The organism is Streptomyces sp. NPDC006925 (assembly GCF_042869575.1).
In the GTDB taxonomy this organism is placed as follows: Bacteria; Actinomycetota; Actinomycetes; order Streptomycetales; family Streptomycetaceae; genus Streptomyces.
The window spans coordinates 195,034-219,544 of sequence record NZ_JBIAGB010000005.1 but is presented as its reverse complement, the minus strand read 5'-3'; the positions used below and the strand labels follow the sequence as shown (position 1 = coordinate 219,544).

24 protein-coding genes and 1 pseudogene are annotated in these 24,511 nt (G+C 72.4%); 14 read left to right on the top strand and 11 right to left on the bottom strand.

What is annotated here, in order from left to right; all coding sequences use genetic code 11:
* Positions 1-38: 38 nt before the first annotated feature.
* The 7 genes from ACFYNS_RS10140 (at position 39) to ACFYNS_RS10110 (ending at position 6,658) form a co-directional block, all read left to right on the top strand.
* Positions 39-578 carry a F0F1 ATP synthase subunit B gene (locus ACFYNS_RS10140; protein ID WP_388546573.1) on the top strand — a complete coding sequence of 180 codons (540 nt, stop codon included), beginning with the start codon at positions 39-41 and terminating at the stop codon, positions 576-578.
* The gene (locus tag ACFYNS_RS10135; RefSeq protein ID WP_360294274.1) at positions 575-1,390 is read left to right on the top strand and encodes a F0F1 ATP synthase subunit delta; all 816 of its coding nucleotides are present in this window, start codon (positions 575-577) and stop codon (positions 1,388-1,390) included. Before ACFYNS_RS10140 ends, ACFYNS_RS10135 begins: the two co-directional genes overlap by 4 nt.
* A gap of 143 nt (positions 1,391-1,533) precedes the next feature.
* Positions 1,534-3,105, top strand: coding sequence for a F0F1 ATP synthase subunit alpha (gene atpA / locus ACFYNS_RS10130; protein WP_360294271.1), 1,572 nt, complete (start codon positions 1,534-1,536; stop codon positions 3,103-3,105).
* Between the two features lie 2 nt (positions 3,106-3,107).
* Positions 3,108-4,058 (top strand): F0F1 ATP synthase subunit gamma, encoded by a 951-nt coding sequence (locus ACFYNS_RS10125; RefSeq protein ID WP_388601987.1) that lies wholly within the window; start codon positions 3,108-3,110, stop codon positions 4,056-4,058.
* A 2-nt stretch (positions 4,059-4,060) separates the two neighbouring features.
* The gene (gene atpD / locus ACFYNS_RS10120; protein WP_360294265.1) at positions 4,061-5,503 is read left to right on the top strand and encodes a F0F1 ATP synthase subunit beta; all 1,443 of its coding nucleotides are present in this window, start codon (positions 4,061-4,063) and stop codon (positions 5,501-5,503) included.
* Positions 5,504-5,666: 163 nt separating this feature from the next.
* Positions 5,667-6,050, top strand: a complete 384-nt coding sequence (locus ACFYNS_RS10115) for a F0F1 ATP synthase subunit epsilon (RefSeq protein ID WP_276477795.1) — start codon at positions 5,667-5,669, stop codon at positions 6,048-6,050.
* A gap of 149 nt (positions 6,051-6,199) precedes the next feature.
* Positions 6,200-6,658, top strand: coding sequence for a DUF2550 domain-containing protein (locus ACFYNS_RS10110; protein ID WP_075001947.1), 459 nt, complete (start codon positions 6,200-6,202; stop codon positions 6,656-6,658).
* Positions 6,659-6,723: 65 nt separating this feature from the next.
* Here ACFYNS_RS10110 and ACFYNS_RS10105 read toward each other — a convergent pair whose 3' ends face one another.
* Both ACFYNS_RS10105 and ACFYNS_RS10100 read right to left on the bottom strand, forming a co-directional pair.
* Positions 6,724-7,410, bottom strand: a complete 687-nt coding sequence (locus tag ACFYNS_RS10105) for a response regulator transcription factor (protein WP_360294262.1) — start codon at positions 7,408-7,410, stop codon at positions 6,724-6,726.
* Entirely contained in the window at positions 7,400-8,743 is a 1,344-nt protein-coding gene (locus ACFYNS_RS10100) for a sensor histidine kinase (RefSeq protein WP_388601985.1), read from the bottom strand. The genes ACFYNS_RS10105 and ACFYNS_RS10100 overlap by 11 nt, the downstream gene beginning before the upstream one ends.
* Positions 8,744-9,169: 426 nt before the next feature.
* Between ACFYNS_RS10100 and ACFYNS_RS10095 the strand changes: the two are divergent.
* A pseudogene (locus tag ACFYNS_RS10095) lies at positions 9,170-9,712 on the top strand (hypothetical protein); the annotation flags it as partial.
* A gap of 289 nt (positions 9,713-10,001) precedes the next feature.
* Here the strand turns inward: ACFYNS_RS10095 and ACFYNS_RS10090 are convergent.
* From ACFYNS_RS10090 to ACFYNS_RS10070, 5 genes are read right to left on the bottom strand one after another with little or no spacing between them, the layout of a single operon-like run.
* Positions 10,002-10,826, bottom strand: a complete 825-nt coding sequence (locus ACFYNS_RS10090; RefSeq protein ID WP_360294256.1) for a hypothetical protein — start codon at positions 10,824-10,826, stop codon at positions 10,002-10,004.
* Between the two features lie 41 nt (positions 10,827-10,867).
* Positions 10,868-11,509 carry an HAD-IA family hydrolase gene (locus tag ACFYNS_RS10085; RefSeq protein ID WP_388601983.1) on the bottom strand — a complete coding sequence of 214 codons (642 nt, stop codon included), beginning with the start codon at positions 11,507-11,509 and terminating at the stop codon, positions 10,868-10,870.
* Complete coding sequence (locus ACFYNS_RS10080; protein ID WP_360294251.1) at positions 11,506-12,078, bottom strand: cob(I)yrinic acid a,c-diamide adenosyltransferase; 573 nt, start codon at positions 12,076-12,078, stop codon at positions 11,506-11,508. The genes ACFYNS_RS10085 and ACFYNS_RS10080 overlap by 4 nt, the downstream gene beginning before the upstream one ends.
* A 54-nt stretch (positions 12,079-12,132) precedes the next feature.
* On the bottom strand, positions 12,133-12,888 hold the full coding sequence (locus tag ACFYNS_RS10075) for an ABC transporter permease (protein WP_360294248.1): 756 nt from the start codon (positions 12,886-12,888) through the stop codon (positions 12,133-12,135).
* 45 nt (positions 12,889-12,933) lie between these two features.
* Positions 12,934-13,773 carry an ABC transporter ATP-binding protein gene (locus ACFYNS_RS10070; RefSeq protein ID WP_388601981.1) on the bottom strand — a complete coding sequence of 280 codons (840 nt, stop codon included), beginning with the start codon at positions 13,771-13,773 and terminating at the stop codon, positions 12,934-12,936.
* Between the two features lie 82 nt (positions 13,774-13,855).
* Here ACFYNS_RS10070 and ACFYNS_RS10065 point away from each other — a divergent pair, with 82 nt between their 5' ends.
* The 4 genes from ACFYNS_RS10065 to ACFYNS_RS10050 all read left to right on the top strand — a co-directional run bounded on the left by ACFYNS_RS10065 (position 13,856) and on the right by ACFYNS_RS10050 (position 18,661).
* On the top strand, positions 13,856-14,509 hold the full coding sequence (locus tag ACFYNS_RS10065) for a TetR family transcriptional regulator (RefSeq protein WP_360294243.1): 654 nt from the start codon (positions 13,856-13,858) through the stop codon (positions 14,507-14,509).
* A 189-nt stretch (positions 14,510-14,698) separates the two neighbouring features.
* Positions 14,699-15,547 (top strand): 3-hydroxyacyl-CoA dehydrogenase family protein, encoded by an 849-nt coding sequence (locus ACFYNS_RS10060; protein WP_388602107.1) that lies wholly within the window; start codon positions 14,699-14,701, stop codon positions 15,545-15,547.
* A gap of 278 nt (positions 15,548-15,825) precedes the next feature.
* On the top strand, positions 15,826-16,185 hold the full coding sequence (locus ACFYNS_RS10055; RefSeq protein ID WP_360294240.1) for an STAS domain-containing protein: 360 nt from the start codon (positions 15,826-15,828) through the stop codon (positions 16,183-16,185).
* A gap of 109 nt (positions 16,186-16,294) precedes the next feature.
* Positions 16,295-18,661, top strand: a complete 2,367-nt coding sequence (locus ACFYNS_RS10050) for an ATP-binding protein (protein WP_388601978.1) — start codon at positions 16,295-16,297, stop codon at positions 18,659-18,661.
* A 139-nt stretch (positions 18,662-18,800) separates the two neighbouring features.
* Here ACFYNS_RS10050 and nucS read toward each other — a convergent pair whose 3' ends face one another.
* Positions 18,801-19,463 carry an endonuclease NucS gene (gene nucS, locus ACFYNS_RS10045; protein WP_019354639.1) on the bottom strand — a complete coding sequence of 221 codons (663 nt, stop codon included), beginning with the start codon at positions 19,461-19,463 and terminating at the stop codon, positions 18,801-18,803.
* 219 nt (positions 19,464-19,682) lie between these two features.
* Here nucS and ACFYNS_RS10040 point away from each other — a divergent pair, with 219 nt between their 5' ends.
* Positions 19,683-20,075 carry an SCO5389 family protein gene (locus ACFYNS_RS10040; protein WP_360294234.1) on the top strand — a complete coding sequence of 131 codons (393 nt, stop codon included), beginning with the start codon at positions 19,683-19,685 and terminating at the stop codon, positions 20,073-20,075.
* A 190-nt stretch (positions 20,076-20,265) separates the two neighbouring features.
* Here the strand turns inward: ACFYNS_RS10040 and ACFYNS_RS10035 are convergent, their stop codons facing one another.
* Positions 20,266-21,312, bottom strand: coding sequence for an LLM class flavin-dependent oxidoreductase (locus ACFYNS_RS10035; protein ID WP_388601975.1), 1,047 nt, complete (start codon positions 21,310-21,312; stop codon positions 20,266-20,268).
* Between the two features lie 302 nt (positions 21,313-21,614).
* On the opposite strand from ACFYNS_RS10035, the gene ACFYNS_RS10030 reads away from it, so the two are divergent.
* Entirely contained in the window at positions 21,615-21,968 is a 354-nt protein-coding gene (locus ACFYNS_RS10030) for an ATP/GTP-binding protein (RefSeq protein WP_388601973.1), read from the top strand.
* 51 nt (positions 21,969-22,019) lie between these two features.
* On the opposite strand, the gene ACFYNS_RS10025 is transcribed toward ACFYNS_RS10030, so the two are convergent.
* Together ACFYNS_RS10025 and ACFYNS_RS10020 are read right to left on the bottom strand one after the other, a co-directional pair.
* Positions 22,020-22,952, bottom strand: a complete 933-nt coding sequence (locus ACFYNS_RS10025) for an ABC transporter permease subunit (protein WP_360303152.1) — start codon at positions 22,950-22,952, stop codon at positions 22,020-22,022.
* Positions 22,952-24,349: an ATP-binding cassette domain-containing protein gene (locus ACFYNS_RS10020; RefSeq protein WP_388601970.1), complete on the bottom strand. Its 1,398-nt coding sequence runs from the start codon at positions 24,347-24,349 to the stop codon at positions 22,952-22,954. The genes ACFYNS_RS10025 and ACFYNS_RS10020 overlap by 1 nt, the downstream gene beginning before the upstream one ends.
* Positions 24,350-24,511: the final 162 nt, after the last annotated feature.

Below are 24,511 nucleotides of genomic sequence, written 5' to 3'. Positions count from 1 at the left end.
TTTCGACGAAAGGCACTGATGTGATCGCCTTCGTGCAGATGGCGGCCGAGGAGGAGAACCCCCTCGTCCCGCCGATCCCCGAGTTCGTCATCGGTCTGCTCGCCTTCGCCATCGTCTTCTTCGCCCTGTGGAAGAAGCTCCTCCCGAGCATCAACAAGGTGCTGGAAGAGCGTCGTGACGCCATCGAGGGCGGCATCGAGAAGGCCGAGGCCGCGCAGCAGGAAGCCGCCGACGTACTCCAGCAGTACAAGGACCAGCTCGCCGAGGCCCGCCACGAGGCTGCCCGGCTGCGGTCCGAGGCCCAGGAGCAGGGCGCCACGCTCATCGCCGAGATGCGCGCGGAGGGCCAGCGGCAGCGTGAGGAGATCATCGCCGCCGGTCACGCCCAGGTCGAGGCCGACCGCAAGCAGGCCGCGCAGACGCTGCGCCAGGACGTGGGCAAGCTCGCCACCGACCTGGCGGGCAAGCTCGTCGGCGAGTCGCTCGACGACCACGCCCGGCAGAGCCGCGTGATCGACCGCTTCCTCGACGGGCTCGAAGACGCCGCCGAGGCAGACGCCAGCGGAGCCGCCCGATGAATGGTGCGAGCCGTGGGGCGCTTGCCGCCGCGCGCGAGAGCCTGACCGCGCTGACCGACTCCACCTCGGTCGACGCAGCGGCCCTCGCCGACGAGCTCGCCGCCGTCACCGCGCTGCTGGAGCGTGAGGTCTCGCTGCGCCGGGCCCTCACCGACCCGGCGCAGGACGGCGAGGCCAAGGCGTCGCTGGTGCAGCGGCTGCTCGCCGGCCAGGTCGGCGGCCCGGCCACCGACCTGGTCTCCGGCATGGTCCGCTCCCGCTGGTCCGCGCCGCGCGACCTGGCGGACGCCGTCGAGGAGCTGGCGGACCTGGCCGACCTGGTGTCGGCCGAGCGGGACGGGCAGCTGGACGACGTCGAGGACGAGCTGTTCCGCTTCGGCAGGACCGCCGCCTCCTCGCCGCAGCTGCGTGCGGCGCTCGCCAGCCGTACGGCCGGACCGGAGGCCAAGCGCGCCCTGCTGCGGGAGCTGCTGGGCGGCCGGGTCCGGCCGGCCACCGAGCGCCTGGTGACCCGGCTGGTCACCCAGCCGCGGGGACGTAGCCTGGACAGTGGGCTGGAAGCCCTCTCCCGGCTGGCTGCCGAGCGGCGCAACCGTTCGGTCGCCGTCGTGACCTCCGCGGTTCCGCTGAGCGACGAGCAGAAGCGGCGCCTGAGCGCGGCACTGGCCACGCTCTACGGCCGCCAGGTGCATCTGAACCTGGACGTGGACCCCGAGGTCCTCGGCGGGATCACGGTGCGGGTGGGCGACGAGATCATCAACGGCTCGATCGCCGACCGGCTGGAAGCGGCCAAACGCCGGATGGCGGGCTGAAGCAGTACCCCGGCGCGCGAGCGCCAACCAACTCAACAAGCACGAAAGCGGCCCGAGTTGGGCCGTACACAGGGAGTCGGGGGAAAGCGCCCCCCGGAGCCCGAAGGAACTTACGGGCCCAACAAGGAGAGCAGGGAACCCAGATGGCGGAGCTCACGATCCGGCCGGATGAGATCCGGGACGCGCTGGAGAACTTTGTCCAGTCGTACACGCCGGACGCGGCCTCGCGCGAAGAGGTCGGTACGGTCAGCGCTGCCAGTGATGGCATCGCGAAGGTCGAGGGGCTGCCCTCGGCCATGGCGAACGAGCTGCTGAAGTTCGAGGACGGCACCCTCGGCCTCGCCCTCAACCTCGAGGAGCGCGAGATCGGTGCGGTCGTCCTCGGTGAGTTCAGCGGCATCGAAGAGGGCCAGTCGGTGCAGCGGACCGGCGAGGTCCTGTCGGTCCCGGTCGGCGACGGCTACCTCGGCCGTGTCGTCGACCCGCTGGGTGCGCCGGTCGACGGCCTCGGGGAGATCGAGACCGAGGGCCGCCGTGCCCTGGAGCTCCAGGCCCCGACGGTCATGCAGCGCCAGGAAGTCAACGAGCCGATGGAGACGGGCTACAAGGCCGTCGACACCATGACGCCGGTCGGCCGCGGCCAGCGCCAGCTCGTCATCGGCGACCGCCAGACCGGCAAGACCGCGCTGTGCGTCGACACGATCATCAACCAGCGCGACAACTGGCGCTCGGGCGACCCGGACAAGCAGGTCCGCTGCATCTACGTCGCCGTCGGCCAGAAGGGCTCCACCATCGCGTCCGTGCGAGGCGCGCTGGAGGAGGCGGGCGCGCTGGAGTACACCACCATCGTGGCGGCCCCGGCGTCCGACCCGGCCGGCTTCAAGTACATCGCCCCGTACACCGGCTCGGCCATCGGCCAGCACTGGATGTACCAGGGCAAGCACGTCCTGGTCGTCTTCGACGACCTGTCCAAGCAGGCCGACGCCTACCGCGCCGTCTCGCTGCTGCTGCGCCGTCCGCCGGGCCGTGAGGCCTACCCGGGCGACGTCTTCTACCTGCACTCCCGGCTGCTGGAGCGCTGCGCCAAGCTCTCCGACGACATGGGCAAGGGCTCGATGACGGGCCTGCCGATCGTCGAGACCAAGGCCAACGACGTCTCGGCGTTCATTCCGACCAACGTCATCTCCATCACCGACGGCCAGTGCTTCCTGGAGTCCGACCTGTTCAACGCGGGCCAGCGCCCGGCGCTGAACGTCGGTATCTCCGTCTCCCGCGTCGGTGGCAAGGCCCAGCACAAGGCGATCCGGCAGATCACCGGCTCGCTCCGGGTGGACCTGGCCCAGTACCGCGAACTGGAGGCGTTCGCCGCCTTCGGCTCCGACCTGGACGACGCCTCCAAGGGCGCGCTGGAGCGCGGCAAGCGCATGGTCGAGCTGCTCAAGCAGTCGCAGTACGCCCCGTTCTCGACCGAGGACCAGGTCGTCTCCGTCTGGTCCGGCACCAACGGCAAGATGGACGACGTGCCGGTCGAGGACATCCGGCGCTTCGAGCGCGAGCTGCTGGACTACATGCACCGCGAGGAGCAGCCCCTGCTGACCAGCATCCGCGAGGGCGCCAAGATGTCGGACGACACCATCCAGATGCTGGGTGACGCGGTCGACAAGTTCAAGACGCAGTTCGAGACCTCGGACGGCAAGCTGCTGGGCGAGGGCTGAGCATGGGTGCCCAGCTCAGGGTCTACAAGCGGCGGATCAAATCCGTCACTGCGACCAAGAAGATCACGCGTGCGATGGAGATGATCGCGGCCTCCCGCATCATCAAGGCGCAGCGCAAGGTGACGGCGTCGGAGCCGTACGCGAAGGAGCTGACCCACGCGGTCACCGCCGTCGCTCAGGGTTCCGACACCAAGCACCCGCTGCTGACCGAGGCGGAGCAGCCCAAGCGGGCCGCGGTCCTGCTCATCACGAGCGACCGCGGTCTGGCGGGCGGCTACAACTCCAACGCCATCAAGGCGGCCGAAGGGCTCAACGCCCGGCTGGCCGCTGAGGGCAAGGAGATCGAGAGCTACATCGTCGGCTCCAAGGGCGTCGCCTACTACGGCTTCCGCGACCGGGCGGTCAAGGAGTCGTTCACCGGCTTCACCGACAACCCGAGCTACGCCGACGCGAAGGCCGTCGCCGCACCGCTGATCGAGGCGGTGCAGCGGGAGACCGCCGAGGGCGGCGTGGACGAGCTGCACATCGTCTACACCGAATTCGTCTCGATGATGACGCAGACCGCGGTGGACGCCCGGATGCTGCCGCTCTCCTTTGCGGGGGGCGTCGAGTCGTCCGGCGAGGGCGAGGGCGAGGGCGAGGGCGCCGCCAAGGGCGCTACCGCGCTCCTGCCGCTCTACGACTTCGAACCGTCGGCCGAGGACGTGCTGGACGCGCTGCTGCCGCGGTACGTCGAGTCGCGGGTCTACAACGCCCTGCTGCAGGCGGCTGCCTCCAAGCACGCCGCCACGCGCCGGGCGATGAAGTCCGCGACCGACAACGCCGAAGATCTCATCAAGTCGCTGACACGGCTTGCCAACGCGGCCCGTCAGGCCGACATCACCCAGGAAATCAGCGAGATCGTCGGTGGGGCGAGCGCGCTGGCTGACGCTAACGCGGGGAGTGACCGCTAACCATGACCACCACAGTTGAGACGGCCGCTGCGACGGGCCGCGTAGCCCGGGTCATCGGCCCGGTCGTCGACGTGGAGTTCCCCGTCGACGCCATGCCGGACATCTACAACGCGCTGACGGTCGAGATCCTCGACCCGTCCGAGGAGGGCAAGCGCAAGACGCTGACCCTCGAGGTCGCCCAGCACCTGGGTGAGGGCGTGGTCCGCGCCATCGCCATGGAGCCGACCGACGGCCTGGTCCGCCAGGCCCCGGTGACCGACACGGGTGCGGGCATCACCGTGCCGGTCGGCGACGTCACCAAGGGCCGGGTGTTCAACACCCTCGGCAAGATCCTGAACGAGCCGGAGGCCGAGTCGGAGGTCACCGAGCGGTGGGCGATCCACCGCCAGGCCCCCAGCTTCGACCAGCTCGAGTCCAAGACCGAGATGTTCGAGACCGGCCTGAAGGTCGTCGACCTGCTGACCCCGTACGTCAAGGGCGGCAAGATCGGCCTGTTCGGCGGTGCGGGCGTCGGCAAGACCGTCCTCATCCAGGAAATGATCATGCGTGTGGCCAAGCTGCACGAGGGCGTTTCCGTGTTCGCCGGCGTCGGCGAGCGCACTCGTGAGGGCAACGACCTCATCGAGGAGATGAAGGAGTCCGGCGTGCTCCCGCAGACCGCGCTGGTCTTCGGGCAGATGGACGAGCCGCCGGGGACCCGGCTGCGGGTCGCGCTGGCGGGTCTGACCATGGCGGAGTACTTCCGCGATGTGCAGAAGCAGGACGTGCTGTTCTTCATCGACAACATTTTCCGCTTCACCCAGGCCGGTTCCGAGGTCTCCACCCTGCTGGGCCGGATGCCCTCCGCGGTGGGTTACCAGCCGAACCTGGCGGACGAGATGGGTGTGCTCCAGGAGCGCATCACCTCGACCCGCGGCCACTCCATCACCTCGATGCAGGCGATCTACGTGCCCGCGGACGACCTCACCGACCCGGCTCCGGCGACGACCTTCGCGCACCTGGACGCCACCACGGTGCTCTCGCGTCCGATCTCGGAGAAGGGCATCTACCCGGCGGTGGACCCGCTGGACTCCACCTCCCGGATCCTGGACCCGCGCTTCGTCTCGCAGGACCACTACGACTGCGCCGAGCGCGTCAAGGGGATCCTGCAGAAGTACAAGGACCTGCAGGACATCATCTCCATCCTCGGCATCGACGAGCTGTCCGAGGAGGACAAGCTCACGGTGTCCCGCGCCCGCCGGATCGAGCGCTTCCTGTCGCAGAACACCCACGCGGCGAAGCAGTTCACCGGTCTCGACGGATCGGACGTCCCGCTGGACGAGTCGATCGCGGCCTTCAACGCGATCGCCGACGGCGAGTACGACCACTTCCCCGAGCAGGCGTTCTTCATGTGCGGTGGCCTGGAGGACCTCAAGGCCAAGGCGAAGGAGCTCGGCGTCTCCTGACGCCGGGCCCCGGCACCACGGCGCATCCATGTGCCCCCGTGCGCGGTCGCGAGCGACCGGGTGCGGGATGTGCGCCGGTCGTGCTCCGCGGCGGGGGCGGGTGAAGTACCCGCCCCCGCGCCGCACCCCGTATCCTTTCCCCATCCCAGTCTGAGGAGCCACAGTGGCTGAGCTGCACGTCGAGTTGGTCGCCGCCGACCGCAAGGTCTGGTCCGGCGAGGCCAGCCTGGTCGTCGCGCGTACCTCCTCGGGTGATATCGGCGTCATGCCCGGCCACCAGCCGCTGCTCGGTGTGCTGGAGTCCGGCCCGGTCACCATTCGTACGACGGGCGAGAGCGGCAACGGCACCGTCGTCGCCGCGGTGCACGGCGGGTTCATCTCCTTCGCCGACAACCAGCTCTCGCTGCTCGCCGAGGTCGCGGAGCTGACCGACGAGATCGACGTCGAGCGGGCGGAGCGTGCCCTGGAGGACGCGAAGTCCCAGGCGGACGCCGACGCCGAGAAGCGCGCCGATGTCCGGCTGCGGTCGGTGACGGCCGCACGCTGACGTCAGTCGCGTCACATCCGGCGCACGACGACCCTCAGCCGCGGGCGGTCCCGGAATTTCCCGGGTCCGCCCGCGGCTGAAGCCATACCGCAGGGTTTGAGAGACTTGTCGCGCGGCAGGTCCCGAAGAGAGCGAGGAGGTCGGTGACGATGGCCCTTGCTCTGCTGCTGTGCGGCGTGGTCGTCCTGCTGGTGGTGGCGGGACTCTTCGCCTTCGGCGTACGCCGGCGGCTCATCCAGCGGTCCGGCGGAACGTTCGACTGCAACCTGCGCTGGGCGGTCTCCGAGGGAGAGGCCGACGACCCCAAAGGAAAAGGCTGGGCGTACGGGATCGCTCGCTACAACGGAGACCGGATCGAATGGTTCCGCGTCTTCTCCTATGCCCCCAGGCCCCGCCGCCATCTGGTGCGCGGGGCCATCGACGTTCTGGAGCGGCGCTCCCCGCTGGGCGAGGAGGAGCAGGCGCTGCTCTCCGACGCGGTGGTGCTGGCCTGCGCCGTCGGCCCCGACCGGGTGCGGGTCGAGCTCGCCCTGAGCGAGGACGCGCTCACCGGCTTCCTCGCCTGGCTGGAGGCCGCCCCGCCCGGCCAGCGGGTGAACGTGGCCTGACCTCTGTCGTCCGGCGTGCGCCGGACTCAGGTGCTCCACGCCGCAGGGCGGCGGGTCTCCTGCGGCTACGGCGCCCCGACACCCCACTCCTGGGCCAGTACGGCGGCCTGGGTGCGGCTGCGCAGTTCCAGCTTCGCGAGCAGCCTGCTCACATGGGTCTTGACGGTGCCCTCCGCCATGGTGAGGCGATCGGCGATCTCGGCGTTGGACAGGCCCACGCCCAGGCACCCGAGCACCTCCCGCTCCCGGCGGGTGAGTTCGCCCAGTCCGGGCGGCGGCGTACCCGGGGTGTCCGGGGCGCGGGCGGTGCCCGGCGCCGCCGAGCCGGCGAACTCGGCGATCAGTCGCCGGGTCACGGCGGGAGCGATCATGCCCTCGCCGCGTGCGACGGTGCGTACCGCCTCCACCACCTCCGCCGCCTCGCTGTCCTTGAGCAGGAACCCGGCGGCGCCCGCGCGCAGTGCCCCGAAGACGTAGGCGTCCAGGTCGAAGGTGGTGAGGACCAGGACGTCGGCGAGCCGGTCGCCGGTGATCTGCCCGGTGGCCGTCACCCCGTCCAGGCGTGGCATCTGGATGTCCATCAGCACCACGTCCGGAGCCAGCTCCCGGGCGAGCCGGACGGCCTCCTCGCCGTCCCCCGCCTCGCCGACGACGTCGATTCCGGCGGCGTTGCCGAGGATGAGCACGAGCCCCGCGCGTACGGCCTGCTGGTCCTCGGCGATCAGTACGCGGACGGTCCGATCAGCGGTCACGCTCCGGCTCCCTCTTCTCGTGCTTCTCAGGTGTCCCCTGCTTCTCGTGCCGGCGTGCGGCGCCGGAGCCCTCGGCGGCCGGTTCCGCCTCGTGCGGGGCGGGCAGCACCGCGTACACCTGCCAGACCCGCTCCCCGGCTGCCCCGTCCGCGGGCCCCGCGGTCAGCTCGCCCTCCAGCAGTTCGACCCGCTCCCGCATCCCGACCAGGCCCGCGCCCGCGCCGGGCGCGCGCGGGGCGCCGTCGTCCACCGGAGCCGCGCCCAGCGGACTGCGGACGCGGATGCCGAGGGTGTCCGGGCGGACCGCGTCCCGGTCGAGTGCCACGGTGACATCGCCGGGAGCGGCGTGCTTCAGCGCGTTGGTGACGGCCTCCTGGACGACGCGGTAGGCCGCCAGCTCCACGGGGGCCGGAAGGCGCTCGCCGCTGGGCCGGTGGTCGGCCAGGGTGAAGGTGCGGCCGTCGCCCGCCATCGCCCGGGCCCGCCGCAGCAGCGCCTCCAGCCCCTCCAGCGAGGGCGTCGCGGTCGGTTCCCCGGAGCCGTCCGCGTTGCGCAGCAGCCCGATGAGGCGGCGCATCTCGGCCAGCCCCTGCACGCTGTTCTCCCGGATGACTCCCAGTGCGTCGCGGGTGGCGCCGCCGCCGGCAGCCGGCTCCGGGAAGGAGAGCGCCGCCGTGGAGTGGATGGCGATGGCCGAGAGGTGGTTGGCGACGACGTCGTGCAGCTCACGGGCCATCCGGGCGCGTTCGGCGGTCACCGCCTGCTTGCGGTCCAGCTCCGCCAGCAGCGCCGTCTGCTCCGCTCGCAGCCGCTCGGCGGCCGCCTTGTCGCGGTGGTTGCGGATCATCTCGCCCGAGGTGGTGGGCACCACGAGGATCCCGACGCAGGCCGCTCCGACCAGCAGCATCTCCGCGTCCCGGAATGCGATCAGCAATCCGGCCGAGACCAGCACGCTGACCACGACCGAGGTCCGCAGCACCAGGCGGGAGAGCTGGGCCGAGCCATAGAGCACCGCGGCGTAGAGGACATCGGTGAACAGCACCATGGTCGCCAGCAGCGAGCCCACCGTCAGGTCGGCGACCTCGGCGACCGTGCCCAGCAGCAGCGGGTACGGCTGCCCGAACCGCCGTGACAGTGTGGCCAGGCACATCGCGGCGAGCGGCAGCAGAACCAGCCAGCGCGGTCCGGTCTGCCACAGCGGTCGGCTGTTCAGCTCGAACGCCCACAGCAGCAGCCCCCCGGCGGCACCGGCGGCCGCGACCAGCACGTCGTCCCGGTGCGGGCGGCGGCCACGCGGGGTACGCGCGGCCCGGGATATGACTGCGGCGATCACGACTCCAACGGGTCACGGCTCCCCGGGAGGGAGCGTCCCTTCCGCAGGGCGAGCATCCCTCCCAGGAAGGGGAGATCATCCTTCCGGGTATCCATCCGGCGCGACGGTGCCGGCCGCGCGCCCGGGTACCCGGAGCCCGGCCGGTGGGGCCCTTGCGGATTCCGTCCTCCGGTCGGCTCAGCCTATCCGGGGCCGCGGCGGCGGTCGTCGTTCGCCGGAGCGAGCAGCCGGAGGGCGGGGACTGCATCGAAAGATGCAGTCCCCGCCGCCGCGAATCGTCGTGCGCGACGACGCCGCGGGCGGTTGCGGGGCGCCACAGTGGGGGTGCGCTTCCGGACCGTCTCCCGCCCCGGCCGTGCGGACCGGCGGCCGGTGGTGCCGCCGCCGCATCCCCTCGTCCAAGGGCCGTGTCAGAAAGGCTCCCCTGTGATCGTGACTCTGATCGTCATCTGCGAGGTCGCCTTCTGGGTGCTGCTCGCCGCGGGCCTCGCGCTGCGCTATCTCGCGAAGCTGCCCCGTGCCGGTGCCGCCGTACTGCTGTGCGAGCCACTGCTGGAGGTCGTGCTGCTGATCGTCACCGCGATCGACCTGCGCAACGGTGCGGAGCCCGACTGGAAGCACGGGCTGGCCGCCGTGTACATCGGGTTCACGGCCACGCACGGTCACTACATGGTCAGGTGGGCGGACGGCCACGCGGCGCATCTGCTCGGCAAGGGGGAACGCCCGGCCAAGCCGCCCCGCTACGGCATGGCGCACACCGTGCACGAGTGGAAGATGTGCGGGCGTGCCCTCGGTGGCGTCGCCCTCGCCGCCGTCCTGCTGCAAGCTGCGATCTGGTACGTCGACGACGCGTCGCAGGCCGCGCCGCTGCGCGAGTGGCAGAGCCGGATGGGCGTGGTGGCCGGTATCAGCCTGCTGATCGCGGTCAGCTACACGATCTGGCCCAGGCGGCCGAAGCGTGCGGACGAACACGAACACGGATACGGGCAGTGGGCCGAGCGGTTCGAGCGCCCCAGGCCGCCCCGGCCGACGCGCGGGCCAGGTCACGCGGAGCCCGGATCCGAGCCCCGGCCCGCGCAGTCCGATGCCGGGCCCGGACGCACCGAGCCGGCGTCCCAAGCGAGGCCCTCGGCCGCCTATGGGTATCCCCAGGGGCGGGCGGACCCGTCGGCCGCGCGGTTCCGGGAATAGCCGCCCGCGGCGGGCCCTCGCCGCTCGGAGGGTCACCCGCGCCGCGGCGCAGGGCGCCGCGAGCGCGTCAGGCGTCGGGGTCGCGGCCCGGGACATCCTTGGAGTCGGGCTTCTCCAGGGCCTTCAGGGTGGCGCGGGTGTCGGTCTTCAGCCACTCGGTGACCGTCTCGGCGGACGGCGGGTCGGCGTCCTCGTCGATGCCGCCGCCGAACCAGCTCCAGCGCATCTCGTAGGTCATCCACCCCGCGCGCACGGTCAGCTTGAGGCTGCCCAGGCTGCTGCCCCGCTCCTCCTTGACCAGGTACGCCTCGTCGCCGAAGCCGTCCACGGAAGAGACCTCGTACTTGTACGTACGCGACTTCTGGTCCTCCCACACCTGCTGCTGGGAGGCGAACTCCCCGGTGGGGTCGGACTTCTTGTGCCACTCCACGGTGGTGCTCACGTACGTGGTCGGCGGAGTGCTGGACGTCTCGCCCTTCTTGGTCATCGTGCGGCTGCACTGGCTGATGTCGTACCCCTTCTGGCGGGAGGAGTAGCCGTCGGGGTAGTCCGAGGAGGTGTCCTTGAGCTCGTAGTCCTCCTTGAAGGAGGCGAGTTCGGCCGTCTCGCACATGTCGTGGTGGAAGCGGTAGCCGCGGAAGTCGGCGGTGTCCTTCTCCAGCGCCCCCGTGGCCATCAGCGTCGCCGCCCAGGTGACCGAGGCGACCACCACGCCGCCCAGCGCCCACAGCCAGCGCGGCCCGCCGCCGCGTCCCTGCCCCGTCGGGGGCTGCCCGGGCGGGCCGGGCAGCGGAGGGGACGGCTGCGCGTACGGGTTGAACTGATACGCGGGTGTCGCGGATGTGGGCTGCTGTGAGAACGGTTGCTGCGGCTGTGCCCCCGGTATGGCCATGCCCGCACAGTACCCGGTTCCACTCGGCAGCAGACCGCTGGCTACAGGTCTGTGACCTGCGGAAGCCGAGCGGCGAACGCGTCCAGGGCGGCGAGGCTGCCGTCGGTGCCGGTGTGCAGATGACCGGCCATGCCCAGCGCCCTGGCGGTCTCGACGTTCTCCGGGACGTCGTCGACGAGCAGTGCGTCCTCGGCCGCGGCGCCGAGCAGGCCCAGAGTGTGGGTGTAGATGCGCGGATCGGGCTTGGCGAAGCCCACCTCGCAGGAGAGCACGACCGCGTCGGCGACCGTCAGGTGCGGGGCGAGGTTCGCGCGTGCGTCGGGCCAGGCGTTGCTGACGAACGCCGTCCGTGCACGGCCCCGCAGCGCCGCCACCGCGTCCAGCAGCGCCGTGTCCCACACCGGGTCGCCGGCCAGATCGTGGCGCAGTTCGGCCACGGCTGCCGCGTCCAGGCCGAGCCGCTCGCGGACGACGGACCACCACGCGGTGCCGCTCATCCGCCCCACGAGCACCTCGGTGTCGTTGCCCGCGTAGACGGCAGTGACGATGTCCCGCTCGGTGCGGCCCAGCCGCGCCGCCCACTTGGCGGCGGCGGCCGGCAACTTGTCGGCCACCAGCACCCCGCCCAGATCCATCAGCAGTGCGGGCCGTCCCCGCGCGGGCCGGGTGCCGGGTGCGTTCACCGCTCGCCGCCCGGCACCCACAGCACGTCGCCGACCGGCTTGTTGGCCGTCCGCGCCAGGATGAACAGCAGGTCGGAGAGCCGGTTGAGGTAGGTCGCCGGCAGCGGGTTCATCGTCTCGCCGTGCTCCTCCATGGCCGCCCAGGTGGAGCGCTCTGCCCGCCGTACGACGGTGCACGCCTGGTGCAGCAGCGCCGCGCCCGCGGTGCCGCCCGGAAGGATGAACGAGCGGAGTTTCTCCAGCTCCTCCAGGAAGCGGTCGCAGTCGGCCTCCAGTTTGTCGATGTAGCTCTGCTCGACCCGCAGCGGCGGGAACTCGGGGTTGTCCACGACGGGCGTGGACAGGTCGGCGCCCACGTCGAACAGGTCGTTCTGCACCCGCAGCAGGACGGTGCGGACCGGCTCGTCCAGTCCGCCCATGGCCAGCGCGACGCCGATCGCGGCGTTCGCCTCGTTGGCGTCGGCGTACGCCGCGATACGGGTGTCGGTCTTGGCGGTGCGGCTCATGTCGCCGAGCGCCGTCGTGCCCTTGTCGCCGGTGCGGGTGTAGATCCGCGTGAGGTTCACCATGCAGCGAGCGTAGCCCGCGCCCGCCGTCGGGGAAGGGCGCCGCCGGGGGAGTCCCTAGGCGCCCACTCTGCGGAAGACCCGGGTGCCCAGCGCCAGCGCGGCGGCGGCCAGCGCCACGGCCACCGCCGTGCCGAGGGCCAGGGTGCCGTCCGTGTAGTCCCCGGTGTAGGCGTCGCGCACGGCCTCGACGACGTACCGGAACGGTACGCAGCGCGAGACCGCGTCCAGCCAGCCCGGCGCCAGCGTCATCGGCAGCAGGACACCGGAGAGCAGCATCGCGGGCATATTCAGGGAGTTGATCACCGGTGCGAACTCCTGGGGGGTGCTGACCCGCATCGCCAGCGCGTAGGACAGTGCGGCCAGGGCCGCGGCGAGCAGGCCGACCAGGGCGAAGCCGAGCAGGATCCCGGTCAGCGGCGCGCGCAGACCCATCGCGACGCCGACCAGGACGAGCAGGGCCGACTGCACGGAGAGCTGGAGGACGTCGCGCACGAGCCGGCCCAGCAGCAGGGCGAGCCTGCTCACCGGGGTGACCCGCATCCTCTCGACCACGCCGTGCTGCTTCTCCATCAGGAGGGTGAATCCGGCGAAGGCCGAGGAGAAGAGGCTGAGCTGGACGAGGAGTCCCGGCACCAGGGTCTGCCAGGAGTCGCCGTCCCCGCCGATGCTCAGGTCCTTCAGCAGGGGACCGAAGAACAGCAGGAAGAGCAGGGGCTGGAGGAGGCCGAAGAGCAGCCCGAGTTTCGATGCGGCCGTCTGCCGGATGCAGCGGCCGGCGATGATCCGGGTGTCGGTCAGCAGGTGGTGCACAGCGAGGTGGTCCGTTCTCTGCGGAGGCGGTCGGGGGGGGGGGCGTCAGACGGCGACGGGGGCCTGTTCCTCGCGCGGGACGGGCCGCCCGGTGACGGCGAGGAAGGCGTCCTGCAGTCCGGCCTCGGCCGAGCCGCCATAGGTGCGCCGCAGCTCCGCGGAGCTGCCCTGTGCCGCGATCCGGCCGTCGGCCACGATCACCAGCCGGTCGGCGAGTACGTCGGCCTCGTCCAGGTAGTGCGTGGTGAGGAAGACGGTCACGCCGCGTTCGTCGCGCAGCCTCCGCACCAGCCGCCACACCTCGGCGCGGCTGCCGGGGTCGAGTCCGGTCGTGGGTTCGTCGAGGAAGAGCAGCTCCGGGTCGTGGGTGAGGGCCATGGCGATGTCGAGCCGGCGCCGCTGCCCGCCGGAGAGCGCGCCGCAGGGGCGGTCGAGCAGGTCGGTCAGGTCGAGGTCCGCCGCCAGCTCCCGGGTGCGGCGTTCGGCTGTGGTTCTGTTCAGCCGGTAGAGCCTGGCCTGGGTGGTCAGCTCCTCGCGGACGCTCACGGCGGGGTCGGTGCCGCCGGACTGGGCGACGTATCCGATGCGCCGCCGTACCCCGCGGGGGTCCGCCCGCAGGTCGTGCCCGGCGACGGTCGCCGTGCCGGAGCTGGGCGGCAGCAGGGTGGTGAGCATCCGGAGCGTGGTGGTCTTGCCCGCTCCGTTGGGGCCGAGGAAGCCGAGGATCTCGCCCTGCTCGACGGTGAGGTCGATGCCGCGGACGGCTTCGACGGTGCGGGGCGTGCGGGGCAGGCGGAACGCGCGGGACGTGCGGGCTGCGCGGGATGAGTGGGCCTTGGTGCGGAACGTCCGGGTCAGCCCGGAGGTCCGGATGGCTGCTGGCATGGCACCCAGAAAAACAGAGTGACTTAAAATTTGCAACCACTCCAAAAATTCATCGGCACCATGCCCGGCCTACGATGGAGCCATGACCAGCACCGCACCCCAGGAGGGCCGCAGGGAACGGAAGAAGCGCGAGACCCGGCTGCGGATCTCCGACATCGCCACGGGACTCTTCCTCGACCGCGGCTTCGACGCCGTCACCATCGCCGAGATCGCGGAGGCCGCGGACGTCTCGGTGAACACGGTCTACAACTACTTCCCGACCAAGGAGGACCTCTTCTTCGACCGCGCCGAGGAGGTGATCGACCGCCCCTCCCGGTTCGTGCGCGAGCGGCTGCCGGGCCAGTCGGCGGCGGACGCGGTGCTGGGCAGGCTGCGCGCCGAGATCGAGGACCGCAGCGTCTACGCCGGGATGATGGAGGGCTACGACGCCTTCATGCGCTGCATCCACGGGGCACCCTCGCTGCTGGCCCGGATGATGCTCATGCAGTACCGGACCGCCGAGCGGCTCACCGAGACGCTCGCCGAGGAGACCGGCGACGATCCCGAGGACCCCATGCCCCAGTTGGTCGCGGGCGAACTCGTCCACATCTCCAACCAGCTCTTCCGGGGCGCGACCCGGGCCGTCGCCGCCGGGATGTCACCCGAACAGGCGGCTGTCGCCGCGCTAGGAAAGCTCGACACCTACGAGGGACTCGTCTCCGAGCGCTTCCTCAAGTACGCGGTCCGGCCCGGCTGATGGGACCGGCGGCGGGGCGCGGCGCGCGGGGTGTGACGTCCGCCATGTGAGACGTGATACGTGTCTCTTCGTCTCCCACGCCCCGCCGGGAGACGCTAATGTCCGCCCAACGAACGGTCATTCACAAGGCGCCGGGCACACCGCCGCAGCGGGCGTGCGAGCCGGTGCGACGAAGTGAGGGTGAACAACGTGGCGAAGAAGCTCGCCGTCATCGGAGCCGGACTCATGGGCTCCGGAATCGCACAGGTCTCCGCTCAGGCGGGCTGGGACGTGACGCTCCGCGATGTGACGGACGAGGCGCTCGCCCGCGGCAGGGACGGGATCAAGGCGTCGTACGACAAGTTCGTCTCCAAGGGCAAGCTCGACGCGGCGGACGCCGAGGCCGCCCTCGGCCGCATCACCACCACCACGGACCTGGAGGCGGTGTCCGAGGCGGATGTCGTCGTCGAGGCCGTCTTCGAGCGGATCGAGGTCAAGCGGGAGATCTTCGCGGCCGTCGACAAGTTGGCCCGCGACGAGGCCGTCCTCGCCTCCAACACCTCCGCCATCCCGATCACCAAGATCGCTGCGGCCACCGCCCGGCCGGAGCGGGTCGTGGGCACGCACTTCTTCTCGCCCGTGCCCATGATGGCCCTGTGCGAGCTGGTGCGCGGCCTCAAGACGAGCGACGAAACCCTGGCCACCGCACGGGAGTTCGCCGAGTCGGTCGGCAAGACCTGCGTCGTCGTCAACCGGGACGTCGCCGGGTTCGTCACCACGCGCCTGATCTCGGCGCTCGTGGTGGAGGCCGCGAAGCTCTACGAGTCCGGCGTCGCCTCGGCCGAGGACATCGACACCGCCTGCCGGCTCGGCTTCGGCCACGCCATGGGCCCGCTGGCGACCGCCGACCTGACCGGGGTGGACATCCTGCTGCACGCCACGGAGAACATCCACACCGAGTCCCAGGACGGCAAGTTCGCCCCGCCCGAGCTGATGCGCCGCATGGTCGACGCCGGGGACCTGGGCCGCAAGGCCGGGCAGGGCTTCTACCAGCACTGACCCCGGGGCCGGTGCGGTGGGGGGCGGCGCGGATCCGCCCCTCGGCCGCACCGGCGCCCCGCCGCGCGCGGCCCGGCCGGGAGCGGCGCGCACGGCCCGGTCGGAGCGGGGAGGCCGGGCCGGACGGCGGCCGGATCGTCGCCCGAGGCACCCGTGGGGGTGAAACTCGGTATCGGTCCGGAAACGGACGGCAACTCCGCCGCTGTGGCACCAGTCATCCGCAGTGGGACTGCACCAGCATGAGGAACCACGCCACGGACACCACGCCGGGAGCACATATGCATATCAGGGGCGACCACGCCGAGCTGGTCGTCGGAGGTCGTCTCGACGTCCGCAGCGCGGCGGACGCCCGTACGGTCCTGCACGCAGCCGTCGACTCGGGCGACGGCGACCTCGTGCTGGACCTCGCCGAGCTCGACTCGTGGGACGCCACGGGGCTCGGGGTCATCATGGGCGCACACCGCCGCGCGGGACGCTGCGGCCGCAGACTCGTCCTGCGCAAGGTACCCCCGCAGATGCGGCGCCTGCTGGTGGCCACCCGGCTGCACCGGATCCTGGCCATCGAGACCGCCGCGCCGGGCGCCTCCCCGGCCGCCGGATCCCGCCCCGGGCAGCCCGGTATCCTGGCGAAGCCATGACAGCCGGGCCGGTACCGCCCTCACGCGCCGTCGCTTCCTGGACAATGGGGGCCGTGCGCCGGACCGGCCCCTCCCGGTCGGCCGATCGCGCCACCTGTTCTTGGGAGACATGACGATGGAACGGCACGGCAGCGACCGTCCCGCACACGGCGACGAGCATCCGTCCACCAGCGGTGGGACCAGCGGCGAACAGGTCCGGGCCGTCCGGCTCGTCGCCGACCGGTACCTCGTGACGGTCAACCCGGTCGACGGCAGCGAGGTGGAACCCCGCCCGCCGGGCACCGAGCACGATGCCCCGCGCAAGCGCGCCCTCGGAGACCGTCCGGCCCAGGAGGCCACCGCCGCCGCGGCACTGCCCCCCGGCAGCCTCCTGGAGCGCGACGAGGAGCGCGAACGGCTCTCCCGGCTGCTCTCCCGCGGCCGCTCGGTCCGGCTCACCGGGCCGGCCGGGTCCGGGCGCACCGTCCTCCTCGACGCCGTCGCCGAGGACGTCGCCACCCTGGCCCCCGACGGAGTGGTCCGGCTCAACGGGTACCGCCGCACCCCCAGCGATCTGATGTACGACCTGTTCGCCGCGGTCCACAGCGCCCCCCAGCACCGCCCGGGGAAGGCCGAGCTGGACAGCGCGCTGGGTGGGGTCGGCGCTGTCGTACTCGTCGACGACCTGGAGTTCGGCGGCGCGGCGCTCGACGACCTGCTGCGGGCCACTCCCGAATGCGCCTTCCTGTTCACCGCCACGCCCGAGGTGCCCGCACCCGCTTCCGGCTCCGGCCTCGAAGAGGTCTTCCTGCCCGGACTCAGCCGCACCGCCTGCCTGGAGCTGCTGGAGCGGGCCGTGCACCGCCAGGCCACCGACGGCGAGGCCGACTGGGCCGCCGACCTGTGGTTCGGCTCCGAGGGGCTGCCGCTCCGTTTCGTCCAGGCCGGCGCGCTGCTGCGGCTGCAGGGCAGCGAGAGCGTCGTCGCCGACCTGCCGGACGACGTGGCACTCGCCCCCCTGCTGGCCGCGGCCCTCTCCGAGGCGGGGCGCGAGGCGCTGCGGCTGGCCCTCGCGCTCGGCGGGGAACTGCCGCACGCCGAACACCTGCCGGCCCTCATCGGCGATCCGCAGGCCGCGGACTGCCAGGGCGAACTGCTGGCCGCCGGGCTGCTCAGCCCCGCGGGCGACCACTTCAAGCTCGCCGCGGGCTGCGCCGCCGAACTGACCGAGGCCGGGCACGCCGAGACGGCCACCCCCTACGCCCGCACCGCCGCGCAGCACTACAGCTGGTGGGCCGGGCAGAGCACCGTCACCGCCGACCGTGTCGCGCTGGAGGCGGACCCGCTGCTCGCCGCCGTGCGCGGCGCGCAGCGCACGGGCAGCGCCAGCGCCGCCGTACTGCTCGCCCGTACCGCGGCGCCGGTGCTGGCCGCGGCGATGCGCTGGAGCGCCTGGGAGCGGGTGCTGCGCGCCGGCCAGGAGGCGGCACGGGCCTCCGGTGAGGTCGCCGAGGAAGCCTATTTCCACCACGAGCTGGGCGTGCTGGCCCTCGCCGCGGGCAACCCCGAGCGGGCCCGCTCCGAACTGGAGACGGCACTGGGGCTGCGCGGCACCCTGGCCGAGCAGCAGGGGACGGTCGCGGGCCGCAGGGCCCTCGCACTGGTCACCGACCAGCTCTCCGCCCCGGCCGCCGGGGCGCCGGGCGGTGAGGCCGCGGCCGGTACGCCGACGCCGGGCACGCCGCGGGCCGCTGCGGACGCCACCACCACCCCGGCGCTCTCGACCGCCGCCGCCCAGCAGCAGCCGGGCGCGACACTCGTCTCCCCGTCGGACGGCGCGCAGGAGGCGGCACCCTGGGCCGGCGACACCGCCTCCGCGAGCGGCCGGCACGGCGCGGCGCGCGGCTGGCGCGCCTTCACGAGCAGCAAGCGGAACCTGGCGGCGGCCGGTGCCGGCGCCCTGCTGGCGGCCGTGCTCGGCACCGTCGTCACCTTGGGCACGGTCTCCGACGAGAGCCCGCCGGACTCCGTGCAGCCGGACTCGGCGACCTCGCAGGACGACGAGGACAACGCCCCCGGCGACGCCGCGCCCGGAGACGGCGGCCGGAGCGGGCGGCCGGACCAGCGGCCCGTCGCGGACCGGCCCCAGCCGGACACGGACAGCCCCACTTCCTCGCGGGACGCCGGGCCGCCGGGGGAGGAGCCCAGTTCCTCCAAGAGCTCCTCCGAAGCACCCGACGACCCCAGCAGCCCGCACGAGCCGCCGTCCTCGCCGGACGATCCGCCCTCCTCGCACCGGCCCCCGTCCTCCTCGCCGGAGGACCCGCCCACTTCCGAGGACCCCTCGCCCACCCCCAGCGACGACCCGACCTCCGAGGACCCGCCGAAGACCCCCTCGGGCGGCGCGGACAACACCACGACCCAGACCGGCGGCGAACCGGAGCGGTCGCCCAGCGGCAGTGCGGATGCGAGCGCGCCCGAACCCTCGGCGTCCTGACGCCCCGTACGGGCGGCCCGCACGGGCCGCGCGGCGGTGCCGCTCGCGGCCTCGCGCGAAAGCAGGTGCGAACCCGGCTGCGGGCGCACCACAGCGCTCACCGGCCGCTTCGGCGGTCCGGTGAGCGCCGAAGCGCGGCTCAGAACAGCCGGAGTTTGTCGTCCTCGATGCCGCGCAGACCGTCGTAGTCGAGGGTGACGCAGGAGATGCCGCGGTCGGCGGCCAGCACCCTGGCCTGGGGCTTGATCTCCTGTGCGGCGAAGACGCCCTTGACGGGGGCGAGATGGGGATCGCGGTTGAGCAGTTCCAGATAGCGGGTGAGCTGTTCCACGCCGTCGATCTCCCCGCGGCGCTTGATCTCCACGGCGACTGTCGTCCCGTCGCTGTCGCGGCCCAGGATGTCGACGGGGCCGATCGCGGTGGGGAACTCACGGCGGATCAGGGACCAGCCCTCGCCCAGCGTCTCCATGCGGTCGGCGAGGAGTTCCTGGAGGTGCGCTTCCACGCCATCCTTGATCAGTCCGGGATCGGTGCCCAGCTCGTGGGAGGAGTCGTGCAGTATCTCCTCCATCGTGATGATCAGTTTCTCGCCCGCCTTGTTCTCCACCGTCCAGCGCTGGTCGTCCCCCTCTTTCAGGGTGCACGGGGGAGACATCCAGTTGAGGGGCTTGTACGCCCGGTCGTCGGCATGGACGGACACCGAGCCGTCCGCCTTGACCAGGATCAGCCTGGGTGCGGCGGGCAGATGCGCGGTGAGCCTGCCGGCGTAGTCGACCGAGCAGCGGGCGATGACGAGACGCATGGTCGGTCACGCTACTCGACCGCCGCCACCGCGCGCGATTCGCCCCCGGATGGGGTGTTCGGCAGTGGCGCGAGTATTCCCATTCTCGTGCTGCTCTCACGTCCGGAGCCGTACGGTAAGGCTGGACGTCGCCGTCCGAGGTTGCGCGACTACGCGGTGATGTCCTTTCACCCCCAAGAGACCTCGGCCCCAGGGCCCGGGTCGCGAGAGGAGAAACCCATGTCGCTCGACGTCCCACCTGCGCTTCTGGACCAGGCAGAGCGTGGCGAGGTGGATGAGGCGGCGTTCGTCGACTGCGTCCGCACGTCCCTCCCGTACGCGTGGGAGATGGTCAGTTCGCTCGTCGCGCAGTTGAAGGTGGACGGCGGGGAGTTCGCCGACAACCAGACGCCCCCCCCGGACGAGCAGCGCCGTGGCCAGCTGCTCCGCGCGCTGGCCAGCGACGCGATCCGCGGTGCCCTGGAGCGGCACTTCGGGGTGCGGCTCGCCTTCCAGAACTGCCACCGCGTGGCCGTCTTCCCGCTGGACACGTCGGCTGACGACCGGCTCGCCCGCTTCACCTCCATACGCGGGCAGCTCCTCAACCAGTCGCCGGAGCTGCGCGACTGCTGAGCGGCCCGCGGGGCTGCTGAGCGTCGGGCGGGTACGGACCGGGTCCGTTGCGGCGGTGGGGACCCACCGCCGCAACGCCGCTGTGCCCTGCGGCAGTCCAGCGCCGTCGGGCAACACCGTTTGGCTGCAACGTTTTTCGGCCGTTGCGGGATGCCGCGCCGAGGATCGGATGCCGGGCCGCCGCTCGGTCTCACGCGAGCAGCGGTCGCACCTCGTCGGCCAGCCGCTGGACGTTCCGCAGGGTGCCGTCCCGCTCACCGGTGCCCTCGACCAGCAGCGCGAACCGTTCGATCCCGGTGCGCTCGGCCGTCGCCGCGAGCCGGTCGGCGCACAGTCGGGGCGAGCCCACCGCGTGCAGTTCGCACAGCAGTTCCGTGTACGCGAGAGGGTCCCGCATGGAGCGGGGGCGGCCGTCCACGGTCACATGCTGCCCCAGGCCCTCCTGCAGCCAGCCGGGCATCGCCTTGGTCAGTGCCTGCCGCGCCTCCTCGTGCGAGTCGCCCACCTGCACGACCCCGGCCGACACATGCTGCCGGGCGGCGGCCGCGACCGCCTCCGGGGGGTGTCCGGCCTCCAGCGCCGCAGCGCGCCACAGCCGCGTCATATCCGCCTTGTCCCCGTCCCCGCAGTGCATGCCCAGCAGCATGGGCAGCAGCCGCTCGGCGGCCAGCCGGACGGTTCCCGGCGAGGTGCAGGCGACGACCACGCCGGGCCCGGTAGCCGTACCGGGACCGGGGCAGTCGGCCGCGTCCGGGCGCGGCACCACGGCCACCTCGCGGAAGCGGTAGCGCTCGCCGTCCGCGCCCACCCGCGGCTCGCGCAGCCAGCGCAGCAGCAGGTCCAGCGCCTCGGGGAAACCCTCCTCGAACGCGCGGGCCCCGCCGCCGAAGACCTCCAGATCCACCCACGGCCCGCCGCGCCCGACCCCGAGCGTGAAGCGCCCCTCGGAGAGCAGGTGCAGCAGCGCGGTCTGCTCCCCGAGCGCGACGGGGTGCGCGTTGGGCAGCACGCTGACCGCGGTGCCGACGCCGATCCGCCGGGTGCGTCCCAGCAGCAGCGCGGCGAGCGTCACCGCCGAGGGGCATACGCCGTACGACACGAAGTGGTGCTCGGCGAGCCAGACGTGGTCCAGCCCCGCCCGCTCGGCGGTCTCCGCGACGCCCACGGCCCGGTCCAGCGCCTCGCCCTGCTGCTGGCCCGGGAACTGCGCACCCAGGACGAAAGCTCCAACCTGCATTCCCCACCGCCCTCGTGACTGCCCGCGGCCGGTCCGGTCCGGGCCGGGCGTTCGGCAGGACCGGACACCCCATCCAGCACTAACGGCGGACGGGGTGCCGAAGGCACGGTCCGGAGTGCTGTTCATCCGATGAACGCCGATTCGCTCCCGCCTGTGGACGGGGGCGTGCGGTCGCCGGTCCTCTGCGTAGGCTGGAAAATACCCGGCCGCCGCGCCCCACGGCAGCAGAACCGCGCGTACCGCACGCCGTACCGTGACCGGCCGGGAACGCGTCCACCGCCGCCGATCCCCGAGGTGCCCCCGTGTCCCCGCGTCGTAACCGCTCCCGCAGCGGCGCCGTCAAGTCAGCCAAGGCCGCCCGCACCGGATCCGCCGGTGGCGGGGAGCGCGAGGGGCGGGAGCGGTTCGGACTGCAGCGCACGGAGGACTGGCAGGGCGAGGAGTGGGCCGTCCGGCAGATAAGCGGGGGCGCCGCGGTCAAGCACTACCGGTGCCCCGGCTGCGACCAGGAGATCCCACCGGGCGTCCCGCACGTGGTCGTCTGGCCCCTGGAGGGGGATGTGGCCGACCGCCGGCACTGGCACCGCGCCTGCTGGAACGCGCGGGACCGCCGGAGCGCCAGGCTCCAGCGGTCCCGGAACGCGCCGCGCTACTGACGCGGATGCACGCACGCAGCGGGGCCCGCGCGGGGCGCCGCCGCGCACGTCCTACACGTCGCGCTTGTTGAGCAGCGCGTAGGCCGCCGCGAGGACGACCAGGGTGACGACCGCCAGGCCGCCCAGCAGCGGCCACCCGGTCGCGTCCTGATCCTCGCTCATCGGGATCCGGTAGAGGGAGGCCAGCCCGTTGAGGGGCGAGTACTCCAGCAGCATCCTGCGGACGTCCTGCAGCGCCTCGCCCACCATGAACAGCGCCATCACCAGCGGCAGCAGCACCACGCCCAGCATCGTGGTGATCGCGCCCGCCGAGTGCCGCAGCAGTGCGCCCACCGCCAGCGACAGCAGCCCCAGCAGCGCCACGTAGAGCCCCGCGCCGACCGTGGCGCCCAGCCATTCGCCGCCCGAGGCGACGACCTTCCCTCCTTCGAAGGACCCGCTGAAGTCCTCGGCGTTCACGTACGAGGGACGGGTCTGGTCGCCCAACAGCGCGGAATTGATCAGCGCGGTGAGCACGCAGGCCAGCGTCGTGGTCACGAAGGCCAGTCCGAAGAAGACCACTGCCTTGGCCAGCAGTACCCTGCCGCGCTGCGGGCAGGCGGTGAGGGTGGTGCGGATCATTCCGGTGCCGTACTCGGAGGTGACCACCAGTACACCGAGTGTGATCACGCAGATCTGTCCGAGCATCAGCCCGAACAGGCCGCCGGCCAGCAGCGGCTGGCCGGTGAAGTCGTCACCGCTCAGCCCCAGTGCCGTCAGGAAGCCGATCCCGACGACGAGGGCGAACATCACGCTGAGCGTCCACACGGTGGAGCGGACGGTGCGGATCTTCGTCCACTCCGAGACCAGCGCGTGGCCGAGGTGGGTGCGCGCCATCGGGATGGGCGAGCTGTAGGGGGCGATCCCGTTCGGCCAGTTCCCCTGCGCCGCCTGCTGCTGCGGCGCACCCGGAGCCGCCTGGCCGTCGTGCTGCTGGATGCTCATCAGGCGTCCTCGCCTTCGTTCTTGGCGCTGTCGGCCGCACTGCCAGGGGCGGTGCCGGGCGGGTTTCCGGCCGGCGGGCCGACCGGGGGCGCGGGGTTGTCGGTCGCGTACGGATTCGGGGTGCCCGGGCCGCCCGCAGGGGCCTGCGGCGCCCGCATCTGGAGCGTGCCGCCCTCGGGGGCGCGCGGCTGCGGCGGAACCGCGGCCGGCGGGCCCTGCGGCGCGGGGGCGCTCTGCTGCTGCGCAGGAGTGCCCGGCTGCACCGGGGTTGCGCCCGGCTGCATCGGCGCGCCCGGCTGCATCGGGGCGCCCTGCTGCTGCGGCGGACCGTACGGAGCCGGGTGCGGGGCACCCTGAGGCGCCGACGGCATCTGCGGCGCCGCTGCCATCCCCGGAACCGCGGCCGCCTGCGGCGGCACCGCTCCCGGGCCGGCCGCTCCCGGCGCTCCCATCGGCTGCTGCAGGCCGGAGCGCGGGTCGGCCGTCGAGCGGTAGTCCACCGAGCCCTGCGTGAGGCGCATGTACGCCTCTTCCAGCGACGCCTGGTGCGGCGACAGCTCCCACAGCCGCACGTCGGCGCCGTGCGCCAGATCGCTGATGCGCGGGAGCGGGAGTCCGGTGACGCGCAGCGCCCCGTCCTCCTCGGGCTGCGCCTGGCCGCCCGCCTCCTGCAGCGCCGTCAGCAGCTTCTCCCGCTGTTCCGGCTCACTGTCGGGGGTGCGCACCCGCGCGAAGCCGATGGAGTTGTGCTCGATGAACTCGCGCACCGACATGTCGGCCATCAACTGGCCGCGGCCGATGACGATGAGGTGGTCGGCGGTCTGCGCCATCTCGCTCATCAGATGGCTGGAGACGAACACCGTGCGGCCCTCGGCGGCGAGCTGCCGCATCAGATTGCGGACCCACAGGATGCCCTCCGGGTCCAGGCCGTTGACCGGCTCGTCGAAGAGCAGCACCTGCGGGTCGCCGAGCAGGGCCGCGGCGATGCCCAGCCGCTGGCCCATGCCCAGGGAGAACCCCTTGGAGCGCTTCCGGCCGACGTCCTGCAGCCCCACCACGCCCAGCACCTCGTCGACCCGGCGGGCCGGGATGCCGGAGAGCTGGGCGAGGGAGAGCAGGTGGTTGCGGGCGCTGCGCCCGCCGTGCACCGCCTTCGCGTCGAGGAGCGCACCGACCTGGCGGGGGGCGTTGGGCAGCCCGCGGAAGGTGTGGCCGCCCACGGTGACCCGGCCGGACGTCGGTGTGTCCAACCCCAGGATCATGCGCATCGTGGTCGATTTCCCGGAGCCGTTGGGCCCCAGGAACCCGGTCACGGCCCCCGGCCGTACCTGGAAGGACAGGTTGTAGACGGCCGTCTTGGCGCCGTAGCGCTTCGTCAGGCCGTACGCCTCGATCATCCTTTGCCCCTGGACGCAGTTCGGGGCTCGTTCGCCCCCGGACATGGGCTAGGAGGCTACGGGGCGGGGAATCGGTTCCCTACGGCGCCCCCTGGCAGTACGCACGCCCCCGGCAACGTGCACGCCCCGGCAACGCGCACGCCCGAAGCGGGCACGTCAAGA